This window comes from Novosphingobium aureum, assembly GCF_015865035.1.
In the GTDB taxonomy this organism is placed as follows: Bacteria; Pseudomonadota; Alphaproteobacteria; order Sphingomonadales; family Sphingomonadaceae; genus Novosphingobium; species Novosphingobium aureum.
Genome location: NZ_JADZGI010000002.1, coordinates 20,882 through 34,375 on the forward strand (window position 1 = coordinate 20,882; position 13,494 = coordinate 34,375).

11 protein-coding genes and 1 tRNA gene are annotated in these 13,494 nt (G+C 65.4%); 5 read left to right on the top strand and 7 right to left on the bottom strand.

From position 1 onward, the window contains the following. The first annotated feature begins 6 nt into the window (after positions 1 to 6). From I5E68_RS13350 to I5E68_RS13360, 3 genes are read left to right on the top strand one after another with little or no spacing between them, the layout of a single operon-like run. Entirely contained in the window at positions 7 to 528 is a 522-nt protein-coding gene (locus I5E68_RS13350) for a hypothetical protein (RefSeq protein ID WP_228727189.1), read from the top strand. After that, positions 525 to 1,523, top strand: coding sequence for a bifunctional diaminohydroxyphosphoribosylaminopyrimidine deaminase/5-amino-6-(5-phosphoribosylamino)uracil reductase RibD (gene ribD, locus I5E68_RS13355; RefSeq protein ID WP_197164906.1), 999 nt, complete (start codon positions 525 to 527; stop codon positions 1,521 to 1,523). Before I5E68_RS13350 ends, ribD begins: the two co-directional genes overlap by 4 nt. Positions 1,524 to 1,547: 24 nt before the next feature. After that, positions 1,548 to 2,165, top strand: a complete 618-nt coding sequence (locus I5E68_RS13360) for a riboflavin synthase (protein ID WP_197164908.1) — start codon at positions 1,548 to 1,550, stop codon at positions 2,163 to 2,165. 144 nt (positions 2,166 to 2,309) lie between these two features. On the opposite strand, the gene I5E68_RS13365 is transcribed toward I5E68_RS13360, so the two are convergent. After that, on the bottom strand, positions 2,310 to 3,488 hold the full coding sequence (locus I5E68_RS13365) for an amino acid aminotransferase (protein WP_197164910.1): 1,179 nt from the start codon (positions 3,486 to 3,488) through the stop codon (positions 2,310 to 2,312). 148 nt (positions 3,489 to 3,636) lie between these two features. Continuing rightward, positions 3,637 to 4,524, bottom strand: a complete 888-nt coding sequence (locus I5E68_RS13370) for a DUF1134 domain-containing protein (protein WP_197164911.1) — start codon at positions 4,522 to 4,524, stop codon at positions 3,637 to 3,639. Between the two features lie 257 nt (positions 4,525 to 4,781). On the opposite strand from I5E68_RS13370, the gene I5E68_RS13375 reads away from it, so the two are divergent. Continuing rightward, a tRNA-Ser gene (locus I5E68_RS13375) sits at positions 4,782 to 4,872 on the top strand. A 300-nt stretch (positions 4,873 to 5,172) separates the two neighbouring features. Here the strand turns inward: I5E68_RS13375 and I5E68_RS13380 are convergent. Next, the gene (locus tag I5E68_RS13380; RefSeq protein WP_197164912.1) at positions 5,173 to 6,156 is read right to left on the bottom strand and encodes a phosphatase PAP2 family protein; all 984 of its coding nucleotides are present in this window, start codon (positions 6,154 to 6,156) and stop codon (positions 5,173 to 5,175) included. A gap of 186 nt (positions 6,157 to 6,342) precedes the next feature. Between I5E68_RS13380 and I5E68_RS13385 the strand changes: the two genes are divergently transcribed. Continuing rightward, entirely contained in the window at positions 6,343 to 7,032 is a 690-nt protein-coding gene (locus I5E68_RS13385) for a DsbA family protein (protein WP_197164913.1), read from the top strand. 174 nt (positions 7,033 to 7,206) lie between these two features. Here I5E68_RS13385 and cobA read toward each other — a convergent pair whose 3' ends face one another. Genes cobA through nirB form a run of 4 tightly spaced genes read right to left on the bottom strand, consistent with a single transcriptional unit; the run spans position 7,207 to position 13,451 of the window. Next, positions 7,207 to 8,007 carry a uroporphyrinogen-III C-methyltransferase gene (gene cobA / locus I5E68_RS13390; RefSeq protein WP_197164914.1) on the bottom strand — a complete coding sequence of 267 codons (801 nt, stop codon included), beginning with the start codon at positions 8,005 to 8,007 and terminating at the stop codon, positions 7,207 to 7,209. Then, positions 8,004 to 10,583 carry a nitrate reductase gene (locus I5E68_RS13395; RefSeq protein WP_197164915.1) on the bottom strand — a complete coding sequence of 860 codons (2,580 nt, stop codon included), beginning with the start codon at positions 10,581 to 10,583 and terminating at the stop codon, positions 8,004 to 8,006. Before I5E68_RS13395 ends, cobA begins: the two co-directional genes overlap by 4 nt. A gap of 4 nt (positions 10,584 to 10,587) precedes the next feature. Next, positions 10,588 to 10,956 (bottom strand): nitrite reductase small subunit NirD, encoded by a 369-nt coding sequence (nirD, locus tag I5E68_RS13400; protein ID WP_197164916.1) that lies wholly within the window; start codon positions 10,954 to 10,956, stop codon positions 10,588 to 10,590. Then, positions 10,953 to 13,451 (bottom strand): nitrite reductase large subunit NirB, encoded by a 2,499-nt coding sequence (gene nirB, locus I5E68_RS13405; RefSeq protein ID WP_197164918.1) that lies wholly within the window; start codon positions 13,449 to 13,451, stop codon positions 10,953 to 10,955. Before nirB ends, nirD begins: the two co-directional genes overlap by 4 nt. Between the last annotated feature and the right edge of the window lie 43 nt (positions 13,452 to 13,494).

The window sequence follows — 13,494 nt, forward strand, 5'->3', positions numbered from 1 at the left end:
TTCCCGATGAAGCGCTCCGCATACTGGAAGGACGTCAGCCCGACAGGGATGATCGCAGACTTCCGCCTGGTCTGGCAGCAGGCCGGCCACAATCGCTGGCGCATCGCCGCGGTTTCGGCGGCATGCACCTTTGCGGTATTTTACATGATGATGGGCCAGGAAGCCTCCGCACCGCATCCGCCGCCCAAGGTCACCTGGATATCGACACTGCCCGAAGGTCGCAGCGACGAGGAAATCCTCGCCGAGAACATCCGCAACCAGCGCAACAAGGAAGCCTTCGCCCGCGAGCAGGCCAAGCGCGACAAGGACGTGCGCGAGATCTACAAGACGATTGGGCGCTGGTCAGGCATGGATGTCGACAAGATCGCCCGCGAAGCCGATGCTGAACAGGCCGCCGAGGAAAAGGCCCGCCTCGACAAAATCGGCATGCCCAAGCTGCCTGAAGGCGCCGTTGCCCCGAAGATGCCCGAGGATGGCGCGAGCGGTGCGAATGCCGCAGCGCCTGCTGGCAACGACACCGACAAGTGAGCGCTGATTCCCGCTGGCTGGCCGCGGCAGCGGCGCTGTCGGCGCGCGCCCGTCCACTCAGCCGTCCCAACCCCGGCGTAGGCGCGATCCTGGTTCGTGACGGCAAGGTCGTAGCGCGCGGCTGGACCCACGAGGGCGGCCGCCCGCACGCCGAAGCCATTGCCCTCGCCGAGGCGGGCGAGGATGCACGCGGCGCGACGCTTTACGTCACGCTCGAACCCTGCGCGCACAAGTCCGAGCGAGGTCCGGCCTGCGCCGACCTCGTCAGCACCTCGGGGCTGGCACGCGTGGTGATCGGATGCATGGACCCCGACCCGCGCACTTCGGGCGCAGGAATGGCCCGCATCCACGAGGCCGGCATCACGGTCGAATTCATCGCCAGTGAGGCATGTGAGGAGAGCCTTGCGGGCTATCTCATGACCAAGCGCTCGGGCCGCCCCGAAGTCACCTTGAAACTGGCGCTCTCGCTCGACGGCTGCATCGCGATGTCCAGCGGCGAGAGCCAGTGGATTACGGGGCCCGAGGCACGGGCGCACACGCATGCGATGCGCGCCAAGGCCGACGCAATCCTCGTCGGCGGGGGCACGCTGCGCGCCGATGCGCCGCGCCTCGACGTGCGCCTGCCCGGCCTCGAGGAGCGCAGCCCCGCGCGCTGGGTGCTGACCAGCAGCACCGCTCCCGAAGGCTGGCAGGCCCTGCCCTCGCCCGAGGCGATCCACGACATGGCGGGCATCCAGTATCTCTTCGTCGAGGGCGGGGCGAGCGCTGCCAGCGCCTTCCTGCGCGCCGGCCTTGTCGACAGGCTTCTCATCTACCGCGCACCGATTCTCGTCGGCGGCAGACCCGGCCTTGGCGACTACGGCCTCACCTCGCTCGGCGCGGCCCATGGCCAGTGGCGGATACGCGAGCGCCGCCAGCTTGGCAGCGACACGCTCGAAGTCTACACGGCCGAAGTCGCCACGGGCAGCAAGTCCGCTCGGGCTCCCACGGTTTAACCCAGTATCCAAGAAGGTCAGGTCATGTTCACCGGTATCGTCACCGCCGTCGGCGAAATTCGCGAGAGCCGCCAGAGCGGCGACCTGCGCTGCGTCATCGCCTGCCCGTTCGATCCCGCAGGCATCTCGATGGGTGCCTCGATCGCCTGCTCGGGCGTGTGCCTGACCGTGGTCGACAAGGGCGGCGTGGCAGGCGACGCCTGGTTCGCGGTCGACATTTCGGCCGAAAGCGTCTCACGCACGGTTCCGGGCCGCTGGGCACAGGGCCGCAAGCTCAACCTCGAACCCGCGCTCAAGCTGGGCGAGGAACTGGGCGGCCACATCGTCACCGGCCATGTCGACGGCATCGGCGAGATCGTCTCGATCACGCCCGTCGGCGATTCGAAGCGCTTCGTCGTCGCTGCGCCCGCTGAGCTCGCGCCCTACATCGCCGCAAAGGGATCGATCACCGTCGATGGCGTCTCGCTGACCGTCAACGAGGTCGAGGACCAGCCCTCGGGCGCATGCCACTTCACCTTGAACATCATCCCCCACACCGCCGAGGTCACGACGATCGGCCAGATGGGCACCGGGGACGCGGTCAATCTCGAGATCGACGTGCTTGCCCGCTACCTGCAGCGCATGCAGTCGCTCAAGAGCTGATCGCCCCGCGGTTCACGCGTCAGCAGGCACGAAAAAGGCCAGCCGGGCATCATGCTCCGGCTGGCCTTTTTGGTAAGTCAGTCACCAGCCTGGCCTTGCGAAACCGCCCGGTCGGCGCGCTTCACAAGGCCTCGGTGATTTGCCTTAGCCGGTCACTTGCGCGACGGCAGCGATGAACTTCTCGATATTGCCAGTGGTCAGTCCGGCAACGTTGATGCGGCCCGAACCGGCAAAGTAGATGCCGTGTTCCTTGCGCATCGCCTGTACCTGATCGGGCGTGAACGGGATGATCGAGAACAGGCCGTTCTGGCTACCCAGCGCAGTCAGGTCGACGCCACCGGTCTTGCCTGCCTCAGCAAGGCGCGCGCGCACCTGACGCATGCGCTCGCGCATCTGGTCTAGCTCGTCGAGCCACTGCGCGGTCAGGGTCTCGTCCTCGAGCACCACACGCACCGCCGCGCCGCCATGATCGGGCGGCTGCGACCAGTTGGCGCGTGCGAGAGCATGGCCGTTCGACATGATCGCACCCAGCTCTGCCGGATCCTTGGCCACCGCGTAGAGCGCGCCGACACGGTCGCGGTAGAGGCCGAAGTTCTTGTCGCACGAATAGCAGACCAGAGCTTCGCTCACCGCGCCGAGGACGCGGCGAAGACCGTAGGCATCCTCTTCCATGCCCTGGCCGAGGCCCTGGTAGGCAAGGTCGATGATCGGAAGCACCGCGCTCTTGGCAAGGATTGCGGCGATTTCGTCCCAGTCGGCGGGCGCATAGTCGATGCCGGTCGGGTTGTGGCAGCAGCCGTGCAGCAGCACCGCGTCACCTTCACCCCCTGCGGCCAGCGCGCTGCGCAGCGCGTCCATGTCGACCTTGCCGTCCTCGCCGGCATGGTTGAACTCGAAGACCTCGAGACCGAGATCCTTGCAGATCTGGTTGTGGTTGGGCCAGCTCGGCTTGCCGACGATGATCCGCTTCACGCCCGCGCGCTGCGCCATGGCAAGCGCGAGACGCAGCGAACCGGTGCCGCCCGGGGTCTGCATGCCCACGATCCGACCGTCCATGTCGGGATTCGCCTTGCCGAAGATGTACGGCATCAGCGCGTGGACGAAGCCCATGTCGCCCTCGGGGCCGAGGTAGGCTTTCGAATCCTGCGTCTCGACCAGCTTCTTCTCCGCCGCCTTGATGGCGCCGAAGACGGGCGTTTCGCCCTGACCGGTACGGTAGACGCCGACACCGAGGTCGATCTTGTCTGCGCGCGGATCGTCGTTGTGGAGCTTGATCAGCGCAAGAAGCGCGTCGGCGGGCTGTTGCTGAAGATTGGTAAGCATGGCGCGCGGCCATTACTCCGAGCCCGGAATTTGCGCAACAGCCGATCTTGCAACTTTGTTGCGCGCAGCGCACGAGCCCGCAAAAGCATCGGGCGCGCCTTCGTGGTGAAGGCGCGCCCGATCTTGCTTTGGAGCGGTTACCGGCTCGTCAGAAAGGCAGCCAGCGCTGCTTCTCCGAGAACTTCATGTAACCGATGTTCGCGCCCAGACGCAGGCCGGCACCCGCACGAACCGGGATCAGGACCGTATCGCCGCGGCGCAGGTAGCTGACGTTAAAGCCACCGATCAGGTAGGCCTGCCCCTCGCCCGCACCGAAGCGCTTGTAGAGGTCGTCAGTGTCGTAGAGGTTGTAGACCAGCACGAAGGTGCTCGCCGCGTTGGCGCCCGCATCGAAACCGATCGAGGGCCCCGTCCAGTAGACCGGGCGCTCGCCCTCGACCTTGTGGAACAGCGTCCCCGAACCGTAGCGCACGCCCACCGCAAAGGCGCCGCCCGCCTCGCGCCCGACGATGTAGCCGTTGGGCTCGCCCTGCTTCTTGAGCAGGTCCTTGATCAGGTCCGCAAGCCCCTGCGCGCCCTTGCCGAATACGCCCTCGGCCGCGCCGATCAGATCGTCCTCGTGGTAGGTCGTGTCATCGGCCTGCCGCGCCGTTGCGGTCGCGGCGCCCTGATAGGTCTGCGAGCCCGATTCGACCGGCATCCCGTTGCCCGCACTTGAAGTGCCATAGCCCTCGGGCACGTCCTGCTGCTCGGCCGGATACTGCGTCTGCGCAGGGTATTGCGTCTGTGCGGGATACTGAGTCTGTGCAGGATACGTCTGTGCAGGATACTGGCCTTGCGCCGAAGACTGGGCCTGTGCCCCCGACTGTGCCGGAAAACTGGTGTCGCCACCGTTGAGGTCCCCGTCGATCGCCGCATCGGGATCGACGGTCTGAACCTGCGCATGAGCGCCTGTGATCGGCGTGAGCACGGCCAGCGCAGCGGCCACCAGCGTTGTCAGGCGCGCTTGGCCCTTGGTCTGCTTGAACACCGACATTGAATCTGGGCCTCCTCGCCCTCTTGCGAACCTCTTGGACACGCCCCCCGGGCGCACGGATGCTGACTGCCGAAAAGAGTCCACCGCGCCTGACCTCGCAATGAACGGGCGATGGACCGAGTCGGTTTTGCGGCAGGCCGAATCGCGGAAGAATCCGGAGTCGTGCATGGCGCGGGGCCCTAAAACAAAATTTGCTGCATTGCGCCCCTTGCAGCCTGAGAATCCCATGGCTATAGGGCGCGCTCTGAGCCGCTTGCGGAGACGTGGGTGAGTGGCTGAAACCAGTTCCCTGCTAAGGAACCGTACTCTATCAGGGTACCGAGGGTTCGAATCCCTCCGTCTCCGCCACCGGCTGCTGATTTTGTTGAGATTTTCTCCAAAATCAGCAGCATGTTGCCATAGTAGCTCCCCGATAGGTCGGGCGTTTGAGCGCCAATGCGGATCTTATCCTTTCGTTGCTCACCGCAATCCCCTTCAGCCGCCGACCTGTGCAATTCGTGTTGTCGATAAAGGCTTACGTGATGTGAAGGACTTGGCAGTCTCGGAGCGTCGTATTACTGGAAAAATCACTTACGGACTCTTCTCAGTTACGCAATTTGAGATTGATCAGCGCACGCACCTTCATTCCTGCCGTGCCTCAAGGAATGGTCAGGATGGCACCGGTAGAGCACTGCACTCGGTCGAGTGCTTGCGACGCATTATGCTGCGTAGCAGTAGGTAGCTAACAATCGCGGCGGAAGCCCCTACAATTCCATCTAGCGCGTAGTGCCAGCCCAGCGAGATCGAGAGCGCGAAAATCAACATGGCATATGCAACTGCCCACGGAAACAGCCTGGGAGCGATTACCCGCGCCGTGATCGCGATCCACGTCGACATCACGACATGCAGAGAAGGCATCGCCGAGATGCCGCTTCCTAGCAGGGAGCCTTTTGCTTGGTAGGTTGTCCAAAGATAGTCGGCTATGCGTGCCGTCTCCTCATCCACCACTAGTCCCGCAAAGCGATTGCCGTAACCCATGCGCTCGTAAAAAATCGGGCCAACCGCGGGCATGAGCATGTGAATGACCGGTCCGATCACAAGCCACAGCACAAAGTAATGCAACATGATCGCGGACCTCTCTGGAGAGCGAGGGGCACTAGCGGCAACCAGTAGTGTCCCGATGATCGCTACAAACCAGGACCGGTGATAGACATGCCCGACATAACGAAAATTCATCCACGAAAATAATGTCCATGGGTCATGCCCCAAGAACAGAGCCCTGTCTTGTTCGGCAAGCGCCCTATCAGCCCAGAACACGACATGGAAATTGAGCATTGATTTGGTCCACGTAAAGACCATGAGACCAAGACTTGCTACAAGAACGACCCCGGTCAAGTGTCCGATGCCAGAGCGATGGCGCGAGATAATGGACCACATCTCTCGCAAGGGGGACACAGGACGGGCAAGGATGACTTGCCAAGTCGCCCAGATCGAGCAAATCACCGTTGCGATGATAAAGCAACCTATCGGGGTGCTCGTTGCGTGCAAAAGAAACAAGTAGCTCGGAGTCGCTGCAATTGCACAAGTTCCAACAGCTCCGGTCAACGCCAAAGCTGGAACAATCCAGTCACGATCTTCAACAAGTCGTCTCATACGAAGAGATCACAACCAAAATAGAATTATTGCAAGTCAATTAACGAATACTAACAGCGGGCCTAATGACCCGGCGCGATGAAGCCGGGGTGCTCAAGTCGGCGAATGCCGGCTTTCGGCGCGCCTAGCTTTGCTCTAGGCAGCGCAGCTCCGGCCAGATCGCTGGCAGTCTTCGAGGATCGGACGATGATCACATTCGCACGGCGCAAGCGCGATACCGGCAACTCTGCGCCGATCATCGTGCGCGCCATATCAATGATTCTTGGCCTGTCGGTTCTGGCGCTGGTTCTGCCGTTCCCCTCCGAGGCGAAAGCGCAGGCGAGCGAAGGAGCCAGCGCCCGTGCGCAGATCCAGAACGATCCTGTCGCCCCGCGGCGCGGCGCGCGCAAGGGTGACGTCGTTCTGGTCCTCTTCTCCGACTACCAGTGCCCCTATTGCAGGCGGCTGCACCCGATGCTCGAGCAATTGCTCAAGGAAGACCCGAAGGTCACCGTCGTCTATCGCGACTGGCCGATCCTCAGCCAGGGCTCGGTCGATGCGGCCAAGGCCGCCATCGCCGCCAATTATCAGGGCAAGCACAAGGCCTTCGACGCAGCGCTGATGCAGATTTCGGGACGAATTGGCACCGAGGACATCCGCGCCGCCGCCACGCGCGCAGGGGTCGACTGGAAACGCCTCCAGTCCGACCTCAAGCTGCACAAGGACGATATCGAAGGTCTGCTCGGACGCAATGACCTCTACGCAACGATGCTGGGCCTTTCCGGCACCCCGGGCATGCTGGTCGGACCATACCTCGTACCCGGCGTGGTCGACATGGCGGGCCTGCGCAAAGTGGTGGGAATGGCCCGTGCGCGATCGGGGACCACAGGGGACTGAGGCGCGCGCCGCACGGGGGCGATGCCGAGCAAGGCCGGCCCACGCACTCGGTGAAACGCCGGGCCGGCCTCGCCCCGTTCGCCCACTCCCCCAAAAGGGACGAACCGGTACCGTTGCAGCAAGGCTGCTCCGGTGGCGAGTGCAGCCCTAGACATCAATGATTTCAGAAGTCTTTCACAATTCTTGCAAGCTGGTTCCGCGCTGCGCCGCGAGCGACACGGCTGGCGCCTCGCTCTGACGCAGCGCCTCGCCGATGAGCAGCAGCGCAGGACCATCGCCAAGCGCGGTACGCGCGGCCAGCGGCAGCAGCGAGAGCTGGGTGTGGAAAGTGCGCTCTTGCGGCAGGCTCGCATTCTCGACCAGAGCGACGGGCGTGGTAGCCGGCAACCCGGCCTCGATCAGGCGGGCCGAGACTTGGCCCGCAGCCGCCTTGCCCATGTAGACCGCGAGCGTCGCTTCGGGATCGGCGAGCCGCTCCCAGTCGAGCACCAGCTCCTCGCCCGCCCGGGCATGCGCGGTGACGAAGGTCAGCTTGCGCGCGAGGCCGCGCAGGGTGAGCGAGGCCCCGAGCCCTGCCGCAGCCGCACTCGCCGCGGTAACGCCGGGGCATACCCGGACCGCTACGCCCGCAGCACGGCAAGCGTCGAGCTCCTCGGTTGAGCGACCGAAGATCGAGGGATCGCCGCCCTTGAGGCGCACCACCCGCTCACCGGCAAGCGCGGCCTCGACGATCAGCGCATCGATTGCCTTCTGCTCCTTCGAATGGCGCCCGGAGCGCTTGCCGACATAGACCTTGCGGCTACGGCGCGGTGCAAGTGCGAGCACTTCGGGTCCGACCAGCGCATCATGGAAGATCACGCTGGCAGAAGCGATCAGCCGCTCGGCCTTGCGGGTCAGCAGTTCGGGATCGCCGGGACCAGCCCCGACCAGCCAGACCGAACCCTCGGGGAAATCGTCATGATGGGGGGCAATCATTCCGCAGGCTCCCTTGTCGTGTTTGAACATGCCTCGAGCAACTTGGCGATGGCCGGGCGGCACGAGCCGCAGTTGGTCCCGGCGCGGGTGCAGGACCCGATTGCCGCGACGGTGTCGGCGCCACTTTCGGCCGCTGCCGTGATGTCGTTCGCGCCGACGCCATGGCACACGCATACGATCGGACCGCGATCGGGCTGCGGCGTGCTCGGGCGCGCGGCGAGCAGTTCGCAGGCGCTTGCCTCATCGAGGCCAAGCTGGCCCGCTACCCAGGCGCGCTGCGGCAGGCGCCCCTTGCGCGTCAGGAAGGCCGCCGCGAGCAGCACGCCATCCTCGCCGCGCACCGCGATGCGGCGCATGCCGCGCGCGAAGTCGGCAACCTCGAGCCGCTCGCCTTCGGGAAGCAGTGCATCGAGATCGACACTGCCCTCGCCGGCAAGTTCGTAGAGCCAGCCTGCGGCGACCTTCGAGCGGGTCCAGTAGAGCAGACCATGCGGCTCGATTGCCTCGCGCAACACGAGAAAGGCCTGCCAGTCGGGCGTGAGCGGCATCGCGCGCGCGGCATTGTTCTTGAAACCGGGCTGGCCGGAGACCGGGTCGACCTGCTGGCCGGGAAGGAGATTGGCGCGCCCTTCCCCGCTCATCGCATCGGCCCAGTGCATCGGCACGCAGATCTCGCCGCGGCGCTGTCCCTCGCTCACCATCACGCGAAAGACCGCGCTGCCCTGCCGGGTCACGATCCTTGCGAGCCCCCCGTCGTGCAATCCGTCCTTCGCGGCATCGGCGGGGTGAACCTCGAGCAAAGGTTCCGGGCGATGCTGCGAGAGCGTCGCCGAAAGGCCTGTGCGGGTCATGGTGTGCCACTGGTCGCGGTAGCGCGCCGTGTTGAGCCGCAGCGGAAAGGCGCGGTCGAAGCTCTGCGCCGAAGGACGCACCGTGACCATGCGCGCCTTGCCCGAGGGGCGCGGAAAGCGCCATGCCAGCGGACGTTCGCCGCCCCACTGGAACGGCTGCATCGTCTCGTAGGCCTCGTCCGAGAGGTCAGCATGCGCGGTGAGGTCGAGGCAAAGGCCGCGCGCTGCGGAAAGCCGCGTCATCGCTGCATATTCCCGGAAGACCGAGGCAGCATTGGGCCAGTCGAAGGCCGCTTCCCAGCCCATGCGGGCAGCGACCCCGGCGATGATGCGCCAGTCGGCGCGGGCCTCGCCGGGACTGGCGAAGAGGCGACGCTGGCGCGAGACACGGCGTTCGGAATTGGTGACGGTGCCGTCCTTCTCGCCCCAGGCTTCGGCGGGCAGGAGGATGTCGGCATGGCGCGCGGTGTCGGTCCCAGCGATCACGTCGGAGACGACCAGCGTCTCGCAGCGCGCAAGCGCCTCGCGCACGAAGCCGCTGTCGGGCATCGAGACCGCCGGATTGGTCGCCATGACCCACAGGAACTTGATCTTGCCCTCGTGAACCGCGCGGAACATGTCCACCGCCTTGAGACCGGGCCCGGAGCACAGCTGCGGCGCCTTCCAGAACGCGGCCACGTCGCGCCGCTCGTCCTCGGAGAACCCGAGGTGACACGCCAGCGTACTGGCGAGCCCGCCGACCTCGCGGCCGCCCATCGCGTTGGGCTGGCCGGTGATCGAGAACGGGCCTGCCCCGATGCGGTTGATGCGTCCCGTCGCGAGATGCAGGTTGATGATCGCGTTGCCCTTGTCGGTACCCGCGACCGACTGGTTGGAGCCTTGCGAGAACAGCGTGATCATGCGCGGATGGGCGACGACCAGCGTGCACAGCTGCTCGAACAGCTTGGGCGCAATCCCCGGATCGCAATCGAGCCCGGTCCAGAAGTCGGGATCGACCTCGACCCGCCCGTTGAGGAAGGCATGGTCATGCATGCCCAGCGCCATCATGCGCGCCAGCAGGGCATTGAACAGCGCGACGTCGCCGTCGGGTGCTACGGGTATGTGGAGGTCGGCCTGCTCGGCCGTCTCGGTCCGGCGTGGATCGATCACCACGATCTTCGTGCCGCGCCGCTCACGCGTCTTCTCGATGCGCTGCCACACGACCGGGTGGCACCATGCCGTATTGGAGCCGACCAGCACGATCAGGTCTGCGGCATCGAGGTCCTCGTAGGAACAAGGCACCACGTCCTCGCCGAAGGCACGGTTGTAGGCGGCGACCGCGCTCGCCATGCACAGGCGCGAATTGGTGTCGATGTTGCCGGTGCCGATGAAACCCTTCATCAGCTTGTTGGCCGCGTAATAGTCCTCGGTCAGGAGCTGGCCCGAGACATAGAAAGCGACGCTTTCGGGACCGTGCTCGTCGATCGCCTTGCGCATCCTGTGCGCGACGGCGTCGAGCGCCCCGTCCCAGTCCGTGCGCGCACCGTCGACCACGGGGTGCAGGAGCCGCCCCTCGAGCCCGACGGTCTCGCCAAGGTGCGTGCCCTTCGAGCAGAGCCGCCCGCCGTTCGCCGGGTGGCTTCGGTCTCCGGCGATCACGACCCCCCGATCGTCACCGCCAGAGACCTCGGCCACGATACCGCAGCCGACACCGCAATAGGCGCAGGTGGTACGGATCGGCGCCATGCGCTCAGGCCGCCTCGGCCTGGTTGCCAGAGCCGATCACGGCAGAGCGCAGGAGGTAGAGCCGCCCGGCATCGACACGCAGCGGGATCGTCGGCACGCAGCCCTCGTCCCCGCCCAGCGCCATGCCGGTGCGCAGCGAGATGTTCCAGTTGTGCAAGGGACAGGTCACCACGTCGCCATGGACGATGCCCTGGCTTAGCGGCCCCTGCCGGTGCGGGCAGGTATTCTCGATTGCGAAGAACTCGCCGCGCATGGTGCGGAACACCGCGATCTCGCGGACCTTGGCGCCGCTCGCATCCTCGACCGGAAGCGTGCGCGCAGTGCCTGCCTCGATCTGCTGTGCAGACCCGATATCCAGCCAGTCTCCGATCACGATACGGTCTCCATTTCCATCGGGCGCACGGTGGCGATGTGCTGGTGCAGGTCCGAACGCTCACCCTCGGCGCGCCGGGCCCAGGGGTCGTCCTGCATGAACTGCTGCGAATAGCGGAATGCCGCGGCATAAGTGGCGATTGCACCATCCTCGGCGAGGCGGTCCTTGACGTATTGCAAGCCGACCCGCTCGACCCAGGGCGCGGTGCGCTCGAGGTAGTGGGCCTCCTCGCGGTAGAGCTGGATGAAGGCAGCACACACGTCGAGCGCCTCCTGCTCGGTCTCGACCTTGCAAAGGAGGTCGGTGGCGCGAACCTTGATGCCGCCGTTGCCCGCGATGTGCAGTTCGTAGCCACTGTCGACGCAGACCACGCCGAAGTCCTTGATCGTCGCCTCCGCGCAGTTGCGGGGGCAGCCCGAGACCGCGATCTTGAACTTGTGCGGCATCCACGAGCCCCAGGTCATGCGCTCGATCTGGACGCCGAGCCCGGTCGAATCCTGGGTGCCGAAGCGGCACCATTCCGAACCGACGCAGGTCTTCACCGTGCGCAGCGACTTGCCATAGGCATGGCCCGAGACCATCCCGGCGGCGTTGAGGTCGGCCCAGACCGCGGGCAGGTCCTCCTTCTTGATGCCGAAGATGTCGAGCCGCTGGCCGCCGGTAACCTTGACCATCGGCGCGTCGTACTTCTCGACCACGTCTGCGATCGCGCGCAGTTCGCGCGGGTTGGTGAGCCCGCCCCACATGCGCGGGACGACCGAATAGGTGCCGTCCTTCTGGATGTTGGCGTGCATGCGCTCGTTGACGAAGCGGCTCTTCTGGTCATCCTCGTATTCGTCCGGCCATGCGCACAGCAGGTAGTAGTTGAGCGCAGGGCGGCACGAGGCGCAGCCGTCGGGCGTCGACCAGTGCAGTTCCTGCATTACCTGCGGGATCAGCTTGAGCTCCTTCTCGAGGATCAGCGCGCGCACGTCGTCGTGAGTGAAGCTGGTGCACTTGCACAAGGTCTTCGGTCCGCTCTCGACCTCGCCGCCCAGCGTCAGCGAGAGCAGGCTCTCGACCAGTCCGGTGCACGAGCCGCACGAGGCCGAGGCCTTGCAGGTCGAGCGCACGGCATCGAGCGAGTGCGATCCGTCATTGATGCACGAGACGACCTGGCCCTTGGAGACGCCGTTGCACCCGCAGATCTCGGCATCGTCCGAGAGGGCCGCAACGGCAGCATTAGGGTCCGCGAGCGCACCCCCGGACGCGAAGGCCTGACCGAAAATGAGTGCCTCGCGAATGTCCGAGACGTCCTCGCCCTTCTTGAGCAGGTCGAAGTACCACGAGCCATCGGCGGTATCGCCGTAGAGCACCGCGCCCACGACCTTGTTGCCCTGCACGATCACGCGCTTGTAGATCCCGCGCGAGGCATCGCGCATGACAATGTCCTCGCAAGGCTCGCCGTCGGGCCCCGGTGCACCGGAGAAATCGCCGGCGGAGAACAGGTCGATCCCCGAGACCTTGAGCTTGGTCGAGGTCACCGAACCCGCATAGCCGGTCGGGCGGTCGGTGACGTGATCGGCAAGTGCGCGGCACATTTCCCACAGCGGCGCGACGAGGCCGTAGCACAGGCCCCGGTGCTGGACGCATTCTCCAACCGAGAGGATCGCCGGGTCCGAGGTGACCATGTGATCGTCGACGAGAATGCCGCGCTCGACGTCCAGCCCGGCGGCCTTGGCCAGCCCGGTCGAGGGGCGAATACCGACGGCCATGACGACGATGTCGGCAGGAATCTCGGTCCCGTCCTCGAGCAGGACGCCGGTAACCTTGCCCTGCTTGCCGAGCACTTCCTTGGTGTTGGCGCCAGTAAGGATGGTCTGCCCGCGGCTTTCCAGCTCGGTCTTGAGTAGGTAGCCCGCAGCCTCGTCGAGCTGGCGCTCCATGAGCGTTGGCATGAGATGGATCACGGTGACCTTCATCCCGCGCAGCGAGAGACCGTGCGCTGCCTCGAGCCCGAGCAGGCCGCCGCCGATGACGACCGCATTGCCGCCTTTGTCGGCGGCTGCGAGCATCCTGTCGACGTCGTCGAGATCGCGAAAGGTGACCACGCCTTCGAGGTCCTTGCCCGGAACCGGGATGATGAAGGGTTCCGAACCCGTGGCGATGAGCAGCTTGTCGTAAGGCTCGGTGCGACCCGAAGCGGCGACGACGGTCTGGTTCGCGCGGTCGATGTGATCGACGCGGTCACCCGAAACGAGCGTGATGCCGTTGTCGGCATACCATTCGCTGGTGTTGATGACGATTTCGTCGAAAGTCTTCTCGCCGGCGAGAACGGGCGAAAGCATGATCCGGTTGTAGTTCACGCGCGGCTCGGCGCCGAAGATCGTGACCTCGAAGCGGCCCGGATCGCGGGCGAGGATTTCCTCCACCGCGCGGCAGCCCGCCATGCCGTTGCCGATCACCACCAGCTTCTCGCGCTTGCCGCCGGGAAGCCCCCCATTCGCGAAGTTCATCGGTGCATTCACGTCCCGTCTCCGTCCGTGACGCGCACACAAA

Excerpts from the sequence above, each read along its gene's own strand:
- I5E68_RS13350 (WP_228727189.1), top strand. The coding sequence starts at position 7 with ATGAAGCGCTCCGCATACTGGAAGGACGTCAGCCCGACAGGGATGATC.
- I5E68_RS13360 (WP_197164908.1), top strand. The coding sequence starts at position 1,548 with ATGTTCACCGGTATCGTCACCGCCGTCGGCGAAATTCGCGAGAGCCGC.
- I5E68_RS13365 (WP_197164910.1), bottom strand. The coding sequence starts at position 3,488 with ATGCTTACCAATCTTCAGCAACAGCCCGCCGACGCGCTTCTTGCGCTG.
- I5E68_RS13370 (WP_197164911.1), bottom strand. The coding sequence starts at position 4,524 with ATGTCGGTGTTCAAGCAGACCAAGGGCCAAGCGCGCCTGACAACGCTG.
- I5E68_RS13380 (WP_197164912.1), bottom strand. The coding sequence starts at position 6,156 with ATGAGACGACTTGTTGAAGATCGTGACTGGATTGTTCCAGCTTTGGCG.
- I5E68_RS13385 (WP_197164913.1), top strand. The coding sequence starts at position 6,343 with ATGATCACATTCGCACGGCGCAAGCGCGATACCGGCAACTCTGCGCCG.
- cobA (WP_197164914.1), bottom strand. The coding sequence starts at position 8,007 with ATGATTGCCCCCCATCATGACGATTTCCCCGAGGGTTCGGTCTGGCTG.
- I5E68_RS13395 (WP_197164915.1), bottom strand. The coding sequence starts at position 10,583 with ATGGCGCCGATCCGTACCACCTGCGCCTATTGCGGTGTCGGCTGCGGT.
- nirB (WP_197164918.1), bottom strand. The coding sequence starts at position 13,451 with ATGAACTTCGCGAATGGGGGGCTTCCCGGCGGCAAGCGCGAGAAGCTG.